Raw genomic sequence first — 19,201 nt, forward strand, 5'->3', positions numbered from 1 at the left:
CTTTCTAAGCTTTACGCTTATCGACGAATTTCTTTAATACGAGCTGCTTTACCTACGCGATCGCGCAGATAGTACAGTTTCGCACGACGTACTTTACCATGACGCACGATTTCGATCTTGTCGATCTTAGGCGTGTGTACTGGGAATGTACGCTCAACACCTACGCCGTAAGAAATCTTACGAGCTGTAAATGTTTCGCTGACACCTGTACCGCGACGGCGAATGCATACGCCTTCGAACAGCTGGATACGCTCACGCTGACCCTCGATAACCTTAACGTGTACACGAACAGTGTCACCAGGTCGGAACGCAGGAATGTCCTGTTTCAATTGCGCTTTTTCCAGTTCACGGATAATTTGGTTCATTTGAATTTCCTCCTTCCGATAGACGTTCTTACTCGTCTAACCCATAGGTCCAGCCGCTAGGGCTGCGTTACGAGTAGCGGACCGCCTTAGTCAGCGGGCAAAATTGCCACAAGAAGTATATTAACACAGGGGGCACAAAACTACAAGACTCTTCTCCTATTTGCTCCCTACTTTTTTTCCTGCTCCAATTCAGCCAATAGCTTTTTCATTTCATTTGTCAGCGCAATCTTTTCCAACAAATCTGGACGCCGTGCTTTTGTTCGACGCAGCGATTCTTTTAACCGCCAGCTTTCAATATTGGCGTGGTGGCCTGACAACAATACATCTGGCACCTTCCAGCCGCGAAACTCAGCTGGTCTTGTGTAATGAGGGTATTCGAGCAGTCCTGTTGAAAAGGAATCCTCAACAGCTGACGTCTGGTTTCCCAACGCCCCTGGTTGCAAACGAACGACACTGTCAATGACCACCATCGCCGCAAGCTCTCCCCCAGTCAGTACGTAGTCGCCAATCGAGATCTCATCCGTGACGAGATGCTCGCGAATTCGCTCGTCGTACCCTTCATAATGACCACAAATGAAGACAAGGTGCTCCTCTTGCGCCAACTCTTCTGCAAGCTTCTGATGATAAGGTACACCCTGTGGGCACATCAGAATCACTCGGGGTTTTTTCTCTCCTGCCAAGCCTTCTACGGCTCGGAATAACGGCTCAGGCTTTAAGACCATTCCTCCGCCACCGCCATAAGGGGTGTCGTCTACCGTACCGTGCTTGCTCTCAGAGAAATCGCGAAAATTGGTAACGTGAAAATCAACCAGTTCTTTTTCGCTTGCCTTTCCCAAAATGCTGCTGGATAAAACACCTGTAAACATTTCGGGAAAGAGCGTAAAAATATCGATCCGCATCTGAAGTTCCTCCTACAGCAAGCCTTCCATCAGATGGCAGACCACACGTTTGTTCGCAATGTCCACTTCCTTGATGCACTCATCGATATACGGCAGCAAGATTTCTCCGCGTTTCCCCTTCACTACCCACACATCGTTTGCTCCTGGCTGCATAACATCCACGATTTTCCCCAGTTCTTCGCCCTCGTCAGTTACTACGACGCAGCCGACGAGCTGATGAATGTAGAACTCGTCCTCTTCTAATTCCATCAGCGCTTCCTCTGGAATTTTCAACTCTCCGCCCTTGTACTTTTCGATATCGTTAATATGCTCATAGCCTTGGAAGCTCACAATCTCAAAATTTTTATGCGAGCGACGAGAAACGATTTTCAATTTTAGCGGCTCACTGAGTGTCGGATGGAACAAGTACAGCTCATTTCCTTTGCGAAAACGCTGATCTGGAAAGTCAGTCGTAGGTGTTACACGTACCTCACCACGCAGGCCATGCGTATTAACCAGTTTGCCTACTCCGTAAAAACTATTTTGGCTCAACGTGTTCATTCCTCCTTTTTTTTGTTCCCATTTTTCGTTTGTAGCCGAATCTCATGTACCAGACCATCTTTTATCATGATTTCCGTTCCAGACATCATTTCATCCCAGACATCACCCTCTTGAATCGTGACAGGGCTTTGAACCGTCTGGTAATCGATCTCGCTTCCCTCTGGGAGATTTTCTACCTGCTGGAGGGTATATGTCAGGTGATCTATCTTTTCCTTGCGTCGGCGCTCTTCCTGCGCGATTTTTTCCTGCGCCAACGCATATGTATCCGTAGACTTTTTCTTCGCCTCGGTTAATAACTTTTTCGATTGAAACTGCCACTGCTCCCACTCTTTACGCTGCAAACGAAGTCGTTGGCTATACTGATCAATGAGAGCAGCCCGTGATGCTTCCGTAATGATCAGTTTAACCTGTACTGTCCGAAATATAGTAAGCACCTTCGCCACTCCTTTCGGAAAAACCATCATGGTTTATACGCATCTTGGATACTAGAAAAAAGACTGGGAAAGCTCCCAGCCTTTTCTCATACAATTTCAACCGTGACACGCTTGTCCGTTTCCACGGATGCGGCGATCACGACCGTGCGCAGGGCTTTCGCGATTCGTCCTTGTTTACCGATAATCTTCCCCATATCATCAGGGTGTACCGACAATTCAAAGACGAGGGTTCGCTCTTTGTCCACTGCGTTAACACGAACCTCATTCGGATGATCGACGAGAGCTTTAGCGATCGTTTCGACCAGCGCTTTCATCATCAAACCTCCAGATGACCGACTTATTTGCCGTATTTGGTTTCGTGCACTTTAGCCATAACGCCTTCTTTGGAGAGAAGGTTACGAACGGTATCAGTTGGAGCTGCACCATTCAGGATCCATTGAACCGCTTTGTCGGTATCAATTTTCACCACTGCCGGTTGTGCAACCGGGTTATAGTAACCGATTTCTTCAATGAAACGGCCATCGCGAGGGGAACGGGAGTCAGCTACTACTACACGGTAGAAAGGAGCTTTCTTGGAACCCATACGCTTCAGACGGATTTTAACTGCCATGTTGTGTCACCTCCTGTATTAATCAACGCTAGAAGAGCATCTGCGTTGGTGCTACTATATCTGAACCATCGCGGCCAGCTGACAAGTCAGTGTCGCGAGAGATCATGCCTACTTACTTGAACGGTGGCTTGAAGTTAAAGGGGAAGTTCATCCCGCCCTGGTTGTTGCCTCCGCCTTTTCCCATGAAAGGTAATCCGAAGCCTTTTTTCTTCGACTTCTTGCCCATCTTGTCAGCAGCGCCTGAGAATTGCTTCATCATCTTTTTCATTTCCTCGAACTGCTTGAGGAAGCGATTGACTTCTTGAATGCTTGTTCCACTTCCGCTTGCGATGCGCTTGCGACGGTTGGCATTCAATAAGTCAGGATTAGCGCGCTCTTGTTTGGTCATGGATTTGGCGATCGCTTCAACGCGGGCTATTTGCTTCTCATCCACGTTCATTTTGCCCTTCATCTTGTTCATTCCTGGCAGCATGCCGAGAATGTCTTCAAAAGGACCCAGGTTGCGAAGCTGCTGCATGGAATCCAGGAACATGTCGAAGGTAAACTCACCTTGACGCATTTGGCGTTCCATATCGCGTGCTTTGTCTTCATCCACGGATGCCTGTGCTTTTTCAATCAGGCTGAGTACGTCCCCCATACCCAAAATACGGGAAGCCATACGATCCGGATGGAACGGTTCGAGCGCATCCAGCTTTTCACCCATCGCCGCGAATTTGATCGGCTTGCCAGTGACAGCTTTGACGGACAGTGCCGCACCGCCTCGGGTATCACCGTCGAGCTTCGTGAGAACCACACCAGTCAGTTCGAGCTGGCTGTTAAAGCTCTCTGCTACGTTGACGGCATCTTGACCTGTCATCGCGTCCACGACGAGCAAAATCTCATCGGGCTTGGTTACCTCGCGAATCTGCTTCAACTCGTCCATCAGCGCTTCGTCAATATGCAGGCGACCTGCGGTATCGATGAGGACTACGTCGAGATGATTCGTCTTCGCGTGTTCAATCGCTTGGCGAGCGATATCGACAGGACTGACTTGATCACCGAGAGTGAAGACGGGAACATTGAGCTGCTCCCCTAAAACCTGAAGTTGCTTAATCGCAGCAGGACGGTAAATGTCTCCCGCTACCAGAAGCGGCTTACGGTTTTGCTTTTGCAAGTACTTGGCCAGCTTACCGGTTGTGGTCGTTTTACCTGCCCCTTGCAGACCTGCCATCATGATGACGGTCGGCGGGCGGTGTGCCATCGTGAGCTGAGCAACGTTGCCACCCATCAGAGCGACCAGTTCTTCATTCACGATTTTGATCACCATTTGACCAGGCGTCAGGCTTTTCATGACTTCCTGACCGACTGCGCGCTCTTTGACACGAGCAACGAAGTCTTTTACTACTTTAAAGTTAACGTCTGCTTCCAGCAAGGCCAGACGAACTTCACGCATCGCTTCACTCACGATGGTTTCGTCTATTTTTCCTCTGCCGCGCAGTTTGTCAAACGCGTTTTGCAGCCGATTGGCTAAGCTCTCAAACGCCATGCGAGCCCTCCTAATCCATCTCTGACAGTTGGTGGAGCAAAGTGTTCAGCTCGTCTCTTGTCTCGCTCTCCGAAAGCTCATTTACAAGTTCATTCATGCGATTCAACACGTCTATGCGCTTTTCATGACGCTCAGCGAGGCGAAGCTTCTGATCGTATTCGAACAGTTGCTTCTCCGCCCGCTTAATATGATCATAAACAGCTTGGCGGCTGACCTCATGCATCTCGGCAATTTCTCCGAGCGATAAATCGTCCAGATAATACAGCTCAAGATATTCTTGCTGCTTGCCCTTGAGTAGCGGCGCGTAAAAGTCAAACAAGAGATTGACTTGATTGGTCTTTTCTAACATGAAACCAATCCTTTGCTATGAGGTACTCGTTTCAAACTGTAAAGACTTTTTCTTTACAGCACGTAGATTATAGTACCTAATTCCACACCTAGTGTCAAGGTTTTTTATTGACATCATTTTTTTATCTTCGAAACACTATGTTTTACGCGTTTTCCTGCTCTTCTGTTTCATCTTTTTGAATCAATCCAGCAAAAAGTGCATGAACAAATTGCTCGGGATCAAACTGCTGCAAGTCATCCATTCTTTCACCCAAGCCGACGTATTTCACCGGAATGTTCAGCTCGTTGCGAATCGCGATGACGATACCACCCTTTGCTGTGCCATCCAGCTTGGTCAGGACTAAACCTGTTACACCAGCAGACTGTCCAAAGGTTTTCGCCTGCGAAAGCGCATTTTGCCCAGTCGTAGCGTCCAATACTAGCAAGACCTCATGTGGAGCTCCTGGCAATTCGCGTTGTAATACGCGGTGTACCTTCGCCAACTCTTCCATGAGATTGACTTTGTTTTGCAAGCGGCCTGCGGTATCGCACAACAGCACATCGACTTGGCGGGATTTCGCTGCCTGAATCGCATCGTAGATCACAGCAGCCGGATCAGAGCCTTGCTGCTGCTTGATTACGTCAACGCCTACACGCTCTCCCCAAACCTCCAGCTGTTCAATCGCTGCTGCACGGAACGTGTCACCTGCTGCCAGCAGCACTTTTTTATTTTGCTGCTTGAACATATGAGCCATTTTACCGATCGTGGTCGTTTTCCCTACTCCGTTTACCCCTACGAACAAAATGACATTCAGACGACCGTCCTCTACCTTCAGAGACGTATCCGCAGCAGCATCATTTTTCAAAAGGGCAACCAGTTTTTCTGAGAGAATGGGCTGCAGGTCGATCGCATTCTCGATTTTTTGCTTGCGCACTTCTGTCCGCAGGTCGTCAATGAGCTCCATTACGGTATTGACGCCCACATCGGACGTAATCAAAATTTCCTCTAATTCATCGAAAAAGTCATCGTCGATCTTTTTGTAGCGACGTACCAGATCCTCTACTTTTTCTACTAGCAGATCTCTCGTTTTAGCCAAACCATCCGTAAACTTCTGGGTGACCTCTTCGGATTTTTGGACAATAGCATCACGAAGGCGCTTGAAAAAACTCATGTTCATCTTCCTTTGCGGGTAGTATCAATTGAATGGCAAATCCGTTTAAGAGGCTGATTCGATAAACTTGTCACTGTCCTCCAGCTTCACAGAGACGAGTTTGGACACGCCGCCCTCTTGCATCGTGATACCGTATAGCACGTCTGCGCTCTCCATTGTGCCTTTTCTGTGTGTGACGCAAATAAACTGCGTCTGGTTACTAAAATGGTGCATGTACTCGGCGAAACGGTTAACGTTTGCCTCATCCAGCGCGGCTTCTACCTCATCCAATACACAGAATGGCACTGGCTTCACACGCAGGATGGCAAATAGCAAGGCCATCGCAGTCAAAGCACGTTCGCCCCCGGATAAGAGTGCGAGATTTTGCAGCTTCTTGCCAGGTGGCTGCGCCACGATATCGATACCCGTCTCAAGCAGATTATCTGGGTTAGAGAGTACAAGATCTGCGCGTCCTCCGCCAAACAGTTGGACAAACACGTCGCGGAACTGCTCTGAAATCGCATCAAATGTTTCTTTGAAGCGACGCGACATCTCTGCGTTCATTTCTTGGATCACTTGATAGAGCATGTCTTTTGCTTCATTCAAATCAGCTTCCTGCGAGCTTAAGAACTGCTGACGCTCAGATAAGCGCTCATATTCCTCAATCGCGCCAAGATTCACAGTGCCAAGTGCCCCAATCTGCTTTTTGAGACGATTGACCACTTGTGTCTCTTCCTGAATCTCGCCACGTGCCGGATATTTTTGCTTTGCCAGGTCGTAGCTCATTTCGTATTCTTCGGAGAGTTTATTCAACAGATGATCGAGCTCTACCTCATTGCGGTTGACTTTTACTTCTTCCTGATGAAGCTTTTCCTCGAGCGATTTAACCTCGCGGCGGATTTCCTTCACCTGCTGTTCCACTTGCTCCTGTTTGTAAAAGAGAGTCGCCCTCTCACTTCGCCGCTCTTGAATCAAGCCAGCTACACGGTCTTTATCCTGACGCAATTCGCTAATGCGCTGATCCAGCTCAAGCCCGGACGATTCGTTCGTACGCTCCAGCTCATCAAGAGATGCCAAGTTCGCGTTTTGTTCTTCCCATTCGCGCTGCAATTGGCTTTTTTGCTCCAGCAAACGTTCTGTTTGCTCCAAGCGTGATTGATACTCTTGCTTGACCTGCGCATTCAGTACTTTGAGACTCGTTATTTTTTGATTCATTTCTTCTTTAGATTCGAGCTGCTCTTGGCGTTTCGCCTCTGCTTCTGCGATCTGCGCACCGAGCTCTTTTTCCTCTTGCTCCATGGCAGCCAAGGAGGCTTGCAGCTGCTCTTGCTTTCGTTTGGCTTCTTCCATCTCGCGGCGATAGCCTTCTATATCTTGTTCAACAAGCTTTGCTCGCTCGCCCAAGGATCTGCCTTCCGATTCTTTTTGCTGCAAGAGTCCTTTTACTTCTTGTTCTTTCAATCTCAGACTTTCGCCTTCTGTACGCAGATTTTCTTGCTCCTGCTGCATTTGCGCCAGTTCCTTCGTCAACTGCTCCATAAGGGTAGTATGCCCAGAAATTGCCTGGTCGATTTCTACTAGCTGCGCTTCCAGCTCTTCTGATTGACGGTTGCGTCCAAGCAGGTTCGTGCTGTTCTTTTTCAAGGCCCCCCCTGTCATAGAACCGCCAGCATTCACGATATCGCCTTCCAGCGTCACGACGCGATAGCGGTAGCCAAGCGTACGGGCCACACGGTTTGCTTGCTCCAGCTTTTCCGTAATAATGACGTTGCCTAATAAACTTTCGAGGATAGGTCTATACGATTCCTCAAAGGTCACGAGCTCACTCGCGATTCCGACGACTCCACTCTCCGCCTCCAGCTGGCGCTTATCGCTTGCCTGCAAGGTGCGAGGCCGGATGACATCGAGCGGTAGAAATGTCGCCCTACCTGCATTGTGCTGCTTCAAGTGAGCAATGGCTGCACGACCAGATGCTTCGTCGTCCACGACGACGTTTTGCAGTGCGCCACCCAATGCTACTTCCATCGCCGTCTCGTATTGCTGTGGCACGACAACGAGCTCAGCCACCGCTCCATGAATTCCTTTGAAGCCACGCTCGCGTGCTTTCAAAATTTCTTTTACCCCTTGCTGAAACCCTGCGAACTCCGACTGCATTTCTTTTAACAGGTCAAAGCGAGACTTCGCTGCTTCCCGCTTTTGTTCCCAGTGGCGCAGCTCTCGACGGGCTGTTTCAAGGCGGGCTTGTCCTTCGCGCATACCCTCAACCAGCTCTTTGTATCTGACACCAGTTTCTTGAATGGTAGAAACGATCTTCTCCAACTGATCTTGGAGCTGGCTCAACTGAGCTAGTCGCTGCTCTTCTTCTTCATCGAGCTGTTTTTTTCCAGACAATTGACGTTCGACTCTGGCCTCGCTTGTCTTGAGAAGCTGCTCTTGATGACGATTTTCGTTGCGCAGATTCGCCATTTCATTGAGCTTTTCGAAGTAATCGCTCTTCAAACGCTCGACATCATCTGTCAGTGATTGCACCATCGAAAAAAATTGACCTTCTGCTTCTTGTAGCGAAGCGTGGGCTTCGGTCATTCGGCGATCCGCTTCCTTGGCCCGCTCTTGTTCTTCAGCCAATTCTGCCTCAAGACCGTGCTGCTTCTCGGTAATCCGATGCATCTGCTCCATCGTCTGCTGACGATTGGCATTGAGATTGCGCATACGCTCCCGCAATACCTCACGTTGTCCTTCGACTTTCTCGGTCTCTTCACTGACTGTTAAAAGTACTTGTTGCAGCTCTTCGATGGATTGGTCGATTTGGGTGACATGAAAACGCGCTTGCTCCAAATCAGCTTCTTGCTTGGATGCTTCGGTCGTTTGTCCGATTAACAGATTCTTGAGTTCCTCTACGCGTCCTGTCGCTGCTTCCCACTTCGTATGAGCTGCTTCAATTTGCTGCACGTAAAGAGCTACTTCATGCTCAACCAACTGGCGATGAAGCTCCTTGTACGTCTTGGCTATTTCTGCCTGCTCCTGCAAAGGTCCGATCTGCTCCGTAATTTCACTGACGATATCGTGAATACGCACCAGATTTTGCTCAGTGTCATCGAGCTTTTTTTCAGCCTCGCGCTTGCGTGTTTTGTATTTGACGATTCCGGCTGCTTCTTCAAATATTCCACGGCGATCCTCGGACTTGGTACTGAGAATTTCCTCAATTTTTCCTTGACCGATAATGGAATACGCTTCTTTACCCAGCCCGGTATCCATAAACAGCTCCATGATGTCTTTTAGACGGCAGGATCTGTTGTTTATGTAGTACTCACTGTCACCAGAACGATACACTCTGCGGGTAACGGATACCTCCGAATATTCCACATCGAGCGAACGATCTGTATTGTCCAAGGTGAGTGTCACTTCTGCGAAATTCACTGGCTTGCGCTTGTCGCTACCCGCGAAAATAATGTCTTCCATTTTCGCTCCACGCAACGACTTTGCGCTCTGTTCCCCCAGCACCCAGCGGATCGAATCAGATACGTTACTTTTCCCACTTCCATTCGGTCCCACTACGGCTGTTACCCCTGGTACAAATTCCAATTCCGTGCGATCGGCAAAGGATTTGAATCCAGCCAGCTCCAGGCGTTTCAAATACATACGTACGGTCCTCCTTAAGAAACCATCCAAGACTGCCTGCCAAACTGACAGATTGAAAACATGCAAGGTTCGGATGGTACCCGAAAAGAAGCCCCTGCATCGAACAGGAGCTACCTACTACGAGCCTACATGGTCATCTGTAGGTAAGTGTATCATAGATAGCGGTCATCTCGCAGTATTTTCCCTATGTTTCCCACCCGAAAGAAAAAAGCTGCACCATCTTGTAGCAGATGATGCAGCCCTTCTCGCTGACGAGTGATTATTTATCCCCCAGCTTGACCAATGCTCGTGCAGCAGCTTGCTGTTCCGCTTCTTTTTTGGAGCGGCCAGAGCCGATGCCAAGCGAACGATTGTTCAAAAGCACCTCAGATACGAATTCTCGATTATGAGCTGGTCCTTTTTCTTCTACAATTCGGTAATGGATGTCTCCCAGATTGTCTTGTTGAACAAATTCCTGCAACTGGCTCTTGAAGTCGGTTACCTGGGCAAACTCTCCTTTGTCGATGCGCGGGTACACGTATTTTTCCATAAATGAAAAGACTGCGTCCAACCCCTGATCCAAGTAAAGCGCACCTACAAACGCCTCAAAAACGTCCGCTAGCAAGGCTGGTCGCTGACGTCCACCTGTCAGCTCTTCCCCTTTTCCCAGCAATACGAGATCGCCAAAATTCAACAGTTCAGCAAACTTGACGAGAGAAGGTTCACAGACAATGGCTGCACGCAGCTTCGTCATTTCCCCTTCGCTCATCTTCGGAAAAGTTTTATACAAAAACTGGGAGACGGTCAACTCCAACACAGCATCCCCCAAAAACTCTAGCCGCTCATTGTCTGATATTCGTTTGCCGCGTTGCTCGTTCACGTAGGAAGAATGGGTGAATGCCTGCCGCAAAACACTTTCATCGCGAAAGCGAAAGCCTATCGTTTCTTGCAGCTGTGCAAAATTCATCACCCTCACCACCATTCCAGGAGACTGCCTACTTTTTCTATCAGTAGGGCTCATTTATGCTTCGTATCGCTTCAGGATTACCGTTGCGTTGTGACCGCCGAATCCAAATGTATTGGAAACAGCCACATTGACGGTCGCCTTGCGCGCATGGTTCGGAACATAGTCCAGATCACATTCTGGATCCGGGTTTTCCAAGTTGATTGTTGGAGGCAGTACTTGATCACGCAGCACATATGCCGTCGCGATGGCCTCGACACCACCAGTAGCACCCAACAGATGGCCTGTCATCGATTTGGTCGAGCTGACAGCCAGTTTGTATGCGTGCTCGCCAAACACACTCTTGATCGCTTGTGTTTCTGCGATATCTCCTTGGTCAGTAGAAGTACCATGTGCATTAATATATTGAACTTCTGTTGGGTCAACGCCAGCGTCTTTCAGTGCGCTTGCCATGCAACGCGCTGCCCCTTCGCCACCAGGAGATGGAGAAGTAATATGATGAGCATCTGCACTCATCCCGTAGCCAATGACTTCCGCGATGATCGTTGCTCCACGTTTTTTCGCATGCTCAAGCTCTTCCAGGATCAGAACACCAGCACCTTCGCCCATTACGAAGCCATCGCGATCTTGGTCAAACGGACGGCTTGCTTTTTGCGGCTCATCGTTTCTGGTGGACATCGCTTTCGCTGAGCAAAAGCCTGCAAATGCCATTGGACGCACCGTTGCTTCTGCTCCACCTGCGATCATAACATCGGCGTGATCGAACTGGATCAGACGCAGTGCATCACCGATCGCATTGGTACCTGTCGCACAAGCGGTAATCGCGCTGGAAGTTGGTCCTTTTGCACCGTATTGAATGGATACTGCACCAGACGCCATGTTTGCAATCAGCATCGGAATGAAGAACGGACTCACGCGACGCGGTCCTTTTTCCAACAATACGGAATGCTGTTCTTCCCATGTAGTCAGACCACCGATTCCGGACCCGATGTATACACCCACTCGTTCCGCATTTTCTGGCGTGATCTCCAGTTTTGCATCTTCTACAGCCATTTTGGCAGCAGCTAATCCAAACTGAACGAATCGGTCTGTACGTCGGATATCTTTCTTGTCCATATACTGCTCAGGATCGAAGTTTTTCACTTCGCCTGCAATTTGTGTTGGATAATCAGAAGCGTCAAAGGCAGCCACACGGTCAATGCCTGATTTTCCTTCCAGCAAGCTGTTCCAGAAAGTCTGCGCGTCATTCCCTACTGGAGAAACGACACCAACGCCAGTAATCACCACTCTGCGTTTCATTGCAATCACCTCTATATGAAAGTCAGCAGTCAGCTTCTTACATTCACTGCATGCAAAACATGTATTTATTTAAATTATGTACAGGTGGCTATTGAAGGAGAAGTCCCGTATGGTACGGGACTTCCAACAGATCCAACTACTTGTGAGATTCTATGTATTTAACAACCTCACCAACAGAAGTGATCTTTTCAGCATCTTCGTCGGAAATCTCTAAATCAAACTCATCTTCGAGTTCCATTACGAGTTCAACCACATCCAGGGAGTCAGCGCCCAGGTCTTCTTTGAAAGAAGCTTCCAAAGTAATTTTGGACTCATCTACACCCAGACGATCGACGATGATTTTCTTTACACGCTCCAAAGTATCTGCCATCTTGCTTCACCCCCTCTCCCGTATTATAGTGGATGAGCTTTCAAAAAACCAGTTTTCAGAAAATGCTCGATTGAGGTTTTCTAATTACATGTACATTCCGCCGTCTACATGCAGGGTCTGCCCTGTCATGTAGTTGGCCGCATCGGATGCCAGGAACAGCACCACAGCTGCGATATCATCAGTCTGTCCCAAGCGGGCAAGCGGAATTTGGCTTGTGAGTCCTGCTTTGACATCCTCAGGCAATACAGCAGTCATTTCTGTATCGATAAATCCTGGTGCAACAGCATTCACCGTGATGTTACGGCTGGCCAGCTCGCGAGCAGCCGTCTTCGTCAAGCCAATAACCCCAGCTTTTGCCGCCACGTAGTTTGCTTGTCCTGCGTTCCCCAAAACACCTACCACAGAAGTGATGTTGATGATTTTGCCTGAACGCTGCTTCATCATTGGGCGGGTCGCTGCCTTTACGCAGTTGAATACACCCTTTAAATTCGTCGCAATGACATCGTCCCACTCGTCTTCTTTCATGCGCATGATCAGGTTGTCGCGAGTAATACCCGCATTGTTCACGAGAATATCGATCACACCAAAATGATCCAAAGCAGCTTTGAACATGTCGTTGACATCTTCTGTAGAAGAAACGTTCGCGCGAATCATGATGGCATCGCGGCCCATTTCTTTAATAAGCGCAACAGTCTCGCTCGCTGCCGCTTCACTACCTGCGTAATTGACAACCACATTAGCACCAGCTTCTGCTAGCTTCAATGCAATCGCACGCCCAATGCCACGGGAAGCCCCTGTGACCAGTGCTGTTTTTCCTGTTAGCATAGTACCCCTCCGTTCAATAGCTCAGTAAGCGAATCCATATCCTGTACAGAGATAATCGTCGTATCCGCTGGTGCGATTTTCTTGATCAATCCGGCCAAAACTTTTCCTGGACCGATCTCTACAAAGGTTGTCACACCTGCTTCGACCATCCATTGTACAGAGTCCTCCCACAAAACTGGGGCGGAAACTTGTTGAACTAATTGATCTACAATAATAGTAGCCTCAGACACTGGTCTAGCCGTCACGTTTGCCACAACAGGCACAGTCGCTTCTTGTACGGTAACGCCCGCCAAAACTGCTTGCAGTTTATCTGCTGCGGGCTGCATCAAGCTCGAGTGGAACGGACCGCTTACATTCAATGGAAGTACACGCTTTGCGCCCGCTTCCTTCGCTTTTTCACTGGCCAGTTTCACACCTTCAGCAGAACCAGAGATGACAATTTGCCCTGGGCAGTTCATGTTCGCTAATTGAACAGGATGTCCAGATGCTGTTACTTCTTCGCAAACCGCATGCAGTGCCGCGCGATCCATGTTCAAAACAGCGGCCATTGCGCCTTGTCCCGCTGGCACTGCCTCTTCCATGAACTGACCACGAGCTCGCACTGTTTTGACTGCATCTGCAAAGGACAACGCCCCAGCTGCAACCAGAGCAGAATACTCACCCAAGCTGTGACCCGCTACGAACGCAGGCTTATAGTCAGGCAACTTTTCGTTCAATGCTGCCATAACAGCGATGCTTGCTGTCAAAATAGCTGGCTGTGTGTTTGCTGTCAGCTTCAATTCCTCTTCTGGTCCTGCGAAACACAGTCCAGACAAGGAAAAGCCGAGAGCTTCATCAGCTTGCTCAAATATGTGACGGGCCGCTTCCGATTGCTCGGAGAGCGCTTGCCCCATTCCTACAAATTGCGAACCTTGCCCTGGAAAAACAAAGGCTACTTTGCCCATTCCTACTTGCTCCCTTCTGCCGGAGTCGTGCACCACTTCAAGAGCGTCGCTCCCCAAGTCAAGCCGCCACCAAACCCAACCAGAATCAGGTTATCGCCTTCTTTTACGCGACCAGCTTTTACTGCTTCATCCAACGCTACTGGAATGGAGGCAGAGGACATGTTTCCATAGCGATCCAGGTTAATCGCAACTTTATCCTCAGACAGACCGAAACGCTGTACGGCAGAGTCGATGATGCGTTTGTTTGCCTGATGCGGCACCAGCAGGTCGATCTCATCCTTCGATATGCCAGCTTTGGACAAGACAGCCTCTGTTGCAGAATTCATGACGCGAACGGCGAATTTAAAAACTTCTCCGCCTGCCATATAGAGATAATGCAGTCCTTGTTCGACAGACTCAGTAGATGCAGGTGTTCTGGAACCGCCTGCTGGTATGCACAAGAGAGATCCGCCTGATCCATCTGCGCCGAGCTCGAAGGACTGGAAGCCGTAGCCCTCAGTAACTTCACCGATAACAGCTGCACCTGCGCCGTCTCCGAACAACACACATGTATTTCGATCTTTATAATTCGTAATTTTGGACAAGGTCTCAACGCCTACGACCAACACTTTTTTATACAAACCGTTTTCGATGAACTGAGTCGCTGTCGTAATTCCATACAAAAAGCCTGTGCAAGCCGCGGAAAGATCCATAGCAGCCGCACGTGTAGCACCCAGCTTTTCTTGCAGCAAGCAAGCAGTAGACGGGAACGACATGTCAGGCGTTACGGTAGCGACAATGATCATATCCAACTGTTCCGCGCTGATGTTTGCTTTTTCGAGCGCTTCTTTGGCAGCCTCGTAAGCCAAGTCGGAGGAAGCTTGCTCCGGTGAGCTAATGCGGCGTTCTCTGATGCCAGTTCGGGAAACAATCCACTCATCAGAAGTTTCCACCATTTTCTCCAGATCAAAGTTCGTCAACACCCGCTCCGGGGTATAAGACCCTGTAGACAAAATTCCTACTGAACGCTTTGCACTCATCTGCCTCACTCGCTTTCTCCCAAAGTATTTTTCTGTAATGATTGCTGGATAACCTCGTTCACGTCCTGCTGAATAAATCGCGTAGCACTAACAATCGCGTTTTTCATCGCACGTTCATTTGAGGAACCGTGGGCCTTGATCACAGGGGATTTCAATCCCAGCAAGGGAGCACCACCGTATTCCGCATAATCCATTTTCTTTTTAAAGCGAACCAATCCAGGTTTCAGAATGGCCGCTCCTAGCTTATTAATCAGGCTGGAAGTAAACTCCTGCTTCAACTGCGAAAAGATTGTGGAGGCAGCACCCTCTACGGCCTTTAACAAAACATTTCCTACAAAGCCGTCGCATACGAGCACATCACAGGCTCCTTGCATAACATCGCGCGCTTCCACATTTCCTACAAAGTTCAAGTCAGCTTCTTGAAGGAGTGGAAAAACAGCTTTCGTTAATTCGTTCCCTTTTCCTTCTTCCGTCCCGACATTCAGCAAGCCTACTGTCGGCCGCTCGAAGCCCAACACTTTTTCAGCATACAAGCTCCCCATCACCGCGTATTGTACAAGTTGATGTGGCTTGGCATCCATATTGGCTCCGACGTCTAGCGTCAGTGTTACTCGGCCTTTTGTATTCGGGATATAGGCACAAAGCGCAGGGCGCTCGATTCCATCCATGCGACCAGCGTACAGCAAGCCTGCTGTCATTAAAGCGCCCGTATTCCCAGCCGAGATCATCGCGTCGACTTTTTTCTCGCGCGCCATCTCAACAGCTACGACCAGCGAAGAATTTTTCTTACGCCGGACAGCTCGAACCGGTTCATCATCTGGCAAAATCACTTCCGCTGCAGGAACGATTTCGATGTTTGCCGGAATATCCTGCGGCAAGTGGTTCCGAATAGCCTGTTCATCTCCCACCAATACAACTGTAATGGCTGGGTTTTCCTTGATGGCAGCAAGCGCCCCTAATACGGTACTCTTCGGTGCGTGATCGCCGCCCATCGCATCCACTGCAATTCGCAACCGTGACTCCTCCTTACTCCTCATCCATGCTGTTATGGTAGCTCGACATTTCAACTACACGGAAGGTTGCGGTAAAGACCAATTCACCTTGGACCTTTGTCTCTACACGCACCTTGCATTCGTCGCCGTCTCGGCTCCTTACCACTGCTTTGGCCACCAGCTTTTCCCCTATTCGTACAGGACGCACAAAGCGGATTCTCGCCGTAGCTGTCAACGCTACGTCTGCGTTAATTACTGCTACTGCCAATGAGTTGGCCTGAGCAAATATATAATGCCCTCTGGCAATTTGTGTTTTCGAAAAAACGTGTTCTTCTTTGATTTCCAATACGGAAATAGCCTGTGAATCGAGCTGTAGATCAACAATTTCACCGATGACTTCATCGACACCCAATGATTTTACAGGATCAAGACTTTTCTCTGCGACTGTCTTGATACGTTCACGCAGCTCCGGTATTCCTAATTCCAGACGGTCTAAACGTATGGTTTGAATACTGACATGAAATAACTCAGCCAGATCTTCGTCCGTCGCAAATGGATTATCCGCCAGATACTGCACCAAGCGGGACTGGCGATCTTTTTTTGGCAAGCGGGCGATGCCGAACACCCCCATAAGCAGGATTCAATTGTACTATGTATGATTGCGATCTGTTTTTAATACCTGGTACCAAAACACAGTATAAGGGAGAAGATGTGGAATTACAAGTATCCTTCGCGAAATTAGGTAGCCGTCCCTAACGATAAATGAGCCGAATGATCTCCTCAATCCCCGGTTCTTTCATCTGAATATCCAGCGGCTCACCCCAGCCCGCTACTTCGGCAAGGATTCGCGGGGAAGAAATTTTTCCTTTGTCGAAGTAAATCGAAAGTACATTCTCTGCTAGCTCCATCCGCTCGATTCCCTCTAGGTCGTAAAGCTTTTCGGGCGGTTGTCGAAATTCGATTCGAATGAGGCTTGGCAGCCCTATCTGACGTCGCAAATCGACCAAGCTCGTATCCATCATCTTTTTGCCATGATTGATCACAATGATCCGGTTGCAGAGTTGCTCAATATCGTCCATATCATGCGTCGTCAATAGAATCGTCTTCTTCTGGGTCTGATTCACTTCTTTCAAAAACGCTCTGATGCGAGTCTTCGCGACCACATCCAACCCAATCGTAGGCTCGTCTAAAAACAGGACAGGCGGATCATGCAGCAGTGCCGCCGCTAAATCAGCTCTCATCCTCTGACCCAATGACAGCTTACGCACTGGCGTATCCAGGAATTCATGGAGATCCAGCAGTTCCTGATACGCCTCCATCGATCGCCGATATGCCTTGTCGTTAATTTTGTACATCGCTTGCAAAATTTCGAAGGAATCTCTGACTGGCAAATCCCACCACAGCTGTGTTCGCTGCCCGAACACCACACCGATTTGTGAGGCTACTTGAATTCGTTCCCGCTGCGGACTATATCCGCCAATTCGTATTTCCCCCTGACTGGGATGTAGAATTCCTGCGAGCATTTTGATTGTCGTCGATTTTCCTGCGCCATTCGGCCCGATATATCCAACGAACTCGCCTCTGTCAATGGAAAAAGAGATATCGTGGACAGCTTTGACCTCCCTTTGTTCACGAGAAAAGAGTGTTCGTAGAGAAGCAAAGCGCCCCTCTTTCGCTTTTGTCAGGAAAAATGATTTTTCGATGTGCTTTGCTTCAATCATGTTACCCCTCCTTAGCTCCCTGTACTATGGTAGTGTCGAATCCCGACATTCCACAGCATACGAGCGAAATAAAAAGCAATCGCTGCAGCTACCGGGGTGAGTATCGGATAAAACCATTCGCCCCCTTTGCCCAACAGCGTCAACATTGGCAAATAATTCATATATGCGATCGGAATCGCTGAGAAAAACAGCCATTTGAGCCAGTTTGGATATAGCCCGATCGGATAATTGGAAGCATTGGCTGGCGCATAAATGGTAAAGGTCAGCATGTCTTTCATCTGATGCGTCCAAAATGCGACCCCAGCCGTAGCAAGTCCAATGGAAAAATAGATGACTCCGCCAGACAAAATGGCAATCGGCGAGAATAACACCAACCCCATGATCGATTTCCCTTCCGCCGCAAGTCCCGACAATGAGACGACCAAAACAGACATCCCTTGCACCACTCCTCCCACTCTCGACAAATCAAGATTGCGTGTCAATAGCAGAAGCAAAGGTGAAACAGGTCGGATGAGCAATTGATCGAGCTCTCCTTGCACGATGTACTTCTCAAAGTCGTTGATTTCCGGGGCAAACAGTCGATACAAGGAGACAGATGCCGAGGAAATCCCGTAAAGCATCCCAACCTCGTATATATTCCACCCGACCACATCGTGAAATCGGTACAAAATCGCAGAGAGAATAATAAAATCAAGCACCATAATCATTCCGGTCGTGGCAGCGCTCGTGACAAAATTTATCTTGTATTGCATTTGCGAGCGAATGCTGGCCGCAATCAGTTTGCGATAGAGGGCAAACATATCGTTATCCTCCTTGAATTTCTAGCTTTCTTCTTGCCATGTTCGTCACCAATAAAGCAACTGCCGTTAAAACGAGCGCCCAACCAGCTTGTACGAGCATGCCATAAGGAGGCGCAAGCTCTAGCAAGGTCATGACTGGATAATAAATCATCGCGGAAAAGGGCAAATAAGGTGCTACCTCTCCAATCATCCCAGGCATCAAGTCTATCGGAATCATTTGTCCACCTAACCCAAAGATCAATGACAAAAGGATTAGGTGTACCCAGCGTATTTCTGTCGTCCAGAAGGAGGAAATGCCCGCGAGATAAAAGAGCAACATACCTACGTAAGTTCCTAACAGTAGCGAGAGGATAAACCAGAAGTAAGTGAACGGATCGGAGGGAAAAAAGAAGCCTACCGCTAATCCTAGCAGCAAGCCGATCGGAACACTTCGGTAGCAAGCGTTGTACAATAGTCGTCCAAACTCCTGACTTAGCATGTACCAAAGATAATGAACAGGCTTGATCATATCCAGGCTAACAGCCCCGCTTCTTACCGCTATTTGGACGTTCAGACCCGGCGACATAAAGGTTGTCATCCAGAGAACACTCTGGCAAATCGCAATATAATACCCCATCGTTTTGACATCATATGGGCCATATACTTGTTTTCCAGAAAAGACACCCGTCCAAATGGCAATAAAAACAAGCCCAAAAATCGAGCTTGCGACATTGTTGATGACATGCGATAAACGATACTGAAGATTTCGACGATAGCTCTTGCGAATAATCCGCCAATAGACCATAGAACCCTCCTCTT

The 19,201-nt window shown here is 48.7% G+C and carries 21 protein-coding genes; all 21 read right to left on the bottom strand.

Annotation, left to right across the window (positions count from 1 at the left end; translation table 11 throughout):
- Positions 1 to 17: 17 nt before the first annotated feature.
- The 21 genes from rplS to HPY27_RS02675 all read right to left on the bottom strand — a co-directional run bounded on the left by rplS (position 18) and on the right by HPY27_RS02675 (position 19,187).
- Positions 18 to 365, bottom strand: a complete 348-nt coding sequence (rplS, locus tag HPY27_RS02575; RefSeq protein ID WP_007719703.1) for a 50S ribosomal protein L19 — start codon at positions 363 to 365, stop codon at positions 18 to 20.
- Positions 366 to 532: 167 nt separating this feature from the next.
- Positions 533 to 1,264, bottom strand: coding sequence for a tRNA (guanosine(37)-N1)-methyltransferase TrmD (gene trmD, locus HPY27_RS02580; protein WP_017249365.1), 732 nt, complete (start codon positions 1,262 to 1,264; stop codon positions 533 to 535).
- Positions 1,265 to 1,276: 12 nt separating this feature from the next.
- Positions 1,277 to 1,804 (bottom strand): ribosome maturation factor RimM, encoded by a 528-nt coding sequence (gene rimM, locus HPY27_RS02585; protein WP_017249366.1) that lies wholly within the window; start codon positions 1,802 to 1,804, stop codon positions 1,277 to 1,279.
- The gene (locus HPY27_RS02590) at positions 1,801 to 2,238 is read right to left on the bottom strand and encodes a YlqD family protein (RefSeq protein ID WP_026043145.1); all 438 of its coding nucleotides are present in this window, start codon (positions 2,236 to 2,238) and stop codon (positions 1,801 to 1,803) included. Before HPY27_RS02590 ends, rimM begins: the two co-directional genes overlap by 4 nt.
- A gap of 86 nt (positions 2,239 to 2,324) precedes the next feature.
- The gene (locus tag HPY27_RS02595) at positions 2,325 to 2,552 is read right to left on the bottom strand and encodes a KH domain-containing protein (RefSeq protein ID WP_007719711.1); all 228 of its coding nucleotides are present in this window, start codon (positions 2,550 to 2,552) and stop codon (positions 2,325 to 2,327) included.
- Positions 2,553 to 2,575: 23 nt separating this feature from the next.
- Positions 2,576 to 2,848, bottom strand: a complete 273-nt coding sequence (rpsP, locus tag HPY27_RS02600) for a 30S ribosomal protein S16 (RefSeq protein ID WP_007719713.1) — start codon at positions 2,846 to 2,848, stop codon at positions 2,576 to 2,578.
- Positions 2,849 to 2,960: 112 nt separating this feature from the next.
- The gene (ffh, locus tag HPY27_RS02605; RefSeq protein ID WP_174224298.1) at positions 2,961 to 4,373 is read right to left on the bottom strand and encodes a signal recognition particle protein; all 1,413 of its coding nucleotides are present in this window, start codon (positions 4,371 to 4,373) and stop codon (positions 2,961 to 2,963) included.
- A gap of 10 nt (positions 4,374 to 4,383) precedes the next feature.
- The gene (locus HPY27_RS02610) at positions 4,384 to 4,722 is read right to left on the bottom strand and encodes a putative DNA-binding protein (RefSeq protein ID WP_174224299.1); all 339 of its coding nucleotides are present in this window, start codon (positions 4,720 to 4,722) and stop codon (positions 4,384 to 4,386) included.
- Between the two features lie 142 nt (positions 4,723 to 4,864).
- On the bottom strand, positions 4,865 to 5,872 hold the full coding sequence (gene ftsY, locus HPY27_RS02615; RefSeq protein ID WP_174224300.1) for a signal recognition particle-docking protein FtsY: 1,008 nt from the start codon (positions 5,870 to 5,872) through the stop codon (positions 4,865 to 4,867).
- 45 nt (positions 5,873 to 5,917) lie between these two features.
- A complete protein-coding gene (gene smc / locus HPY27_RS02620; RefSeq protein WP_174224301.1) occupies positions 5,918 to 9,490 on the bottom strand; it encodes a chromosome segregation protein SMC in 3,573 nt (1,190 codons plus the stop codon).
- Between the two features lie 259 nt (positions 9,491 to 9,749).
- Positions 9,750 to 10,436, bottom strand: a complete 687-nt coding sequence (gene rnc, locus HPY27_RS02625) for a ribonuclease III (RefSeq protein WP_026043146.1) — start codon at positions 10,434 to 10,436, stop codon at positions 9,750 to 9,752.
- Positions 10,437 to 10,490: 54 nt separating this feature from the next.
- The gene (gene fabF, locus HPY27_RS02630; RefSeq protein ID WP_174224302.1) at positions 10,491 to 11,732 is read right to left on the bottom strand and encodes a beta-ketoacyl-ACP synthase II; all 1,242 of its coding nucleotides are present in this window, start codon (positions 11,730 to 11,732) and stop codon (positions 10,491 to 10,493) included.
- Positions 11,733 to 11,868: 136 nt separating this feature from the next.
- Positions 11,869 to 12,102 (bottom strand): acyl carrier protein, encoded by a 234-nt coding sequence (gene acpP, locus HPY27_RS02635; RefSeq protein ID WP_005834336.1) that lies wholly within the window; start codon positions 12,100 to 12,102, stop codon positions 11,869 to 11,871.
- 84 nt (positions 12,103 to 12,186) lie between these two features.
- The gene (gene fabG, locus HPY27_RS02640) at positions 12,187 to 12,927 is read right to left on the bottom strand and encodes a 3-oxoacyl-[acyl-carrier-protein] reductase (protein ID WP_017249372.1); all 741 of its coding nucleotides are present in this window, start codon (positions 12,925 to 12,927) and stop codon (positions 12,187 to 12,189) included.
- Positions 12,921 to 13,871 (bottom strand): ACP S-malonyltransferase, encoded by a 951-nt coding sequence (gene fabD, locus HPY27_RS02645; RefSeq protein WP_174224303.1) that lies wholly within the window; start codon positions 13,869 to 13,871, stop codon positions 12,921 to 12,923. The genes fabG and fabD overlap by 7 nt, the downstream gene beginning before the upstream one ends.
- A gap of 2 nt (positions 13,872 to 13,873) precedes the next feature.
- On the bottom strand, positions 13,874 to 14,890 hold the full coding sequence (locus HPY27_RS02650) for a beta-ketoacyl-ACP synthase III (RefSeq protein ID WP_173622100.1): 1,017 nt from the start codon (positions 14,888 to 14,890) through the stop codon (positions 13,874 to 13,876).
- Positions 14,891 to 14,895: 5 nt separating this feature from the next.
- Entirely contained in the window at positions 14,896 to 15,903 is a 1,008-nt protein-coding gene (gene plsX / locus HPY27_RS02655) for a phosphate acyltransferase PlsX (protein ID WP_017249375.1), read from the bottom strand.
- 13 nt (positions 15,904 to 15,916) lie between these two features.
- Positions 15,917 to 16,513 (bottom strand): transcription factor FapR, encoded by a 597-nt coding sequence (gene fapR / locus HPY27_RS02660; RefSeq protein WP_017249376.1) that lies wholly within the window; start codon positions 16,511 to 16,513, stop codon positions 15,917 to 15,919.
- Between the two features lie 121 nt (positions 16,514 to 16,634).
- Positions 16,635 to 17,603 (bottom strand): ABC transporter ATP-binding protein, encoded by a 969-nt coding sequence (locus HPY27_RS02665; protein ID WP_017249377.1) that lies wholly within the window; start codon positions 17,601 to 17,603, stop codon positions 16,635 to 16,637.
- Between the two features lie 11 nt (positions 17,604 to 17,614).
- On the bottom strand, positions 17,615 to 18,403 hold the full coding sequence (locus HPY27_RS02670) for an ABC transporter permease (protein WP_017249378.1): 789 nt from the start codon (positions 18,401 to 18,403) through the stop codon (positions 17,615 to 17,617).
- Positions 18,404 to 18,407: 4 nt separating this feature from the next.
- Positions 18,408 to 19,187, bottom strand: coding sequence for an ABC transporter permease (locus HPY27_RS02675; RefSeq protein WP_174224304.1), 780 nt, complete (start codon positions 19,185 to 19,187; stop codon positions 18,408 to 18,410).
- Positions 19,188 to 19,201 lie beyond the last annotated feature (14 nt).

Origin of the sequence: Brevibacillus sp. HB1.1 (assembly GCF_013332445.1) — a bacterium.
GTDB classification, from domain to species: Bacteria; Bacillota; Bacilli; order Brevibacillales; family Brevibacillaceae; genus Brevibacillus; species Brevibacillus porteri.

What these genes read in the sequence shown, in the direction of transcription:
- rnc (WP_026043146.1), bottom strand. Translation starts at nt 10,436, where the DNA reads ATGAATTTTGCACAGCTGCAAGAAACGATAGGCTTTCGCTTTCGCGAT.
- HPY27_RS02665 (WP_017249377.1), bottom strand. Translation starts at nt 17,603, where the DNA reads ATGATTGAAGCAAAGCACATCGAAAAATCATTTTTCCTGACAAAAGCG.
- ffh (WP_174224298.1), bottom strand. Translation starts at nt 4,373, where the DNA reads ATGGCGTTTGAGAGCTTAGCCAATCGGCTGCAAAACGCGTTTGACAAA.
- fabG (WP_017249372.1), bottom strand. Translation starts at nt 12,927, where the DNA reads ATGCTAACAGGAAAAACAGCACTGGTCACAGGGGCTTCCCGTGGCATT.
- trmD (WP_017249365.1), bottom strand. Translation starts at nt 1,264, where the DNA reads ATGCGGATCGATATTTTTACGCTCTTTCCCGAAATGTTTACAGGTGTT.
- rpsP (WP_007719713.1), bottom strand. Translation starts at nt 2,848, where the DNA reads ATGGCAGTTAAAATCCGTCTGAAGCGTATGGGTTCCAAGAAAGCTCCT.
- rplS (WP_007719703.1), bottom strand. Translation starts at nt 365, where the DNA reads ATGAACCAAATTATCCGTGAACTGGAAAAAGCGCAATTGAAACAGGAC.
- rimM (WP_017249366.1), bottom strand. Translation starts at nt 1,804, where the DNA reads ATGAACACGTTGAGCCAAAATAGTTTTTACGGAGTAGGCAAACTGGTT.
- HPY27_RS02650 (WP_173622100.1), bottom strand. Translation starts at nt 14,890, where the DNA reads ATGAGTGCAAAGCGTTCAGTAGGAATTTTGTCTACAGGGTCTTATACC.
- HPY27_RS02675 (WP_174224304.1), bottom strand. Translation starts at nt 19,187, where the DNA reads ATGGTCTATTGGCGGATTATTCGCAAGAGCTATCGTCGAAATCTTCAG.
- fapR (WP_017249376.1), bottom strand. Translation starts at nt 16,513, where the DNA reads ATGGGGGTGTTCGGCATCGCCCGCTTGCCAAAAAAAGATCGCCAGTCC.
- acpP (WP_005834336.1), bottom strand. Translation starts at nt 12,102, where the DNA reads ATGGCAGATACTTTGGAGCGTGTAAAGAAAATCATCGTCGATCGTCTG.
- fabF (WP_174224302.1), bottom strand. Translation starts at nt 11,732, where the DNA reads ATGAAACGCAGAGTGGTGATTACTGGCGTTGGTGTCGTTTCTCCAGTA.
- HPY27_RS02610 (WP_174224299.1), bottom strand. Translation starts at nt 4,722, where the DNA reads ATGTTAGAAAAGACCAATCAAGTCAATCTCTTGTTTGACTTTTACGCG.
- ftsY (WP_174224300.1), bottom strand. Translation starts at nt 5,872, where the DNA reads ATGAGTTTTTTCAAGCGCCTTCGTGATGCTATTGTCCAAAAATCCGAA.
- HPY27_RS02595 (WP_007719711.1), bottom strand. Translation starts at nt 2,552, where the DNA reads ATGAAAGCGCTGGTCGAAACGATCGCTAAAGCTCTCGTCGATCATCCG.
- HPY27_RS02670 (WP_017249378.1), bottom strand. Translation starts at nt 18,403, where the DNA reads ATGTTTGCCCTCTATCGCAAACTGATTGCGGCCAGCATTCGCTCGCAA.
- fabD (WP_174224303.1), bottom strand. Translation starts at nt 13,871, where the DNA reads ATGGGCAAAGTAGCCTTTGTTTTTCCAGGGCAAGGTTCGCAATTTGTA.
- smc (WP_174224301.1), bottom strand. Translation starts at nt 9,490, where the DNA reads ATGTATTTGAAACGCCTGGAGCTGGCTGGATTCAAATCCTTTGCCGAT.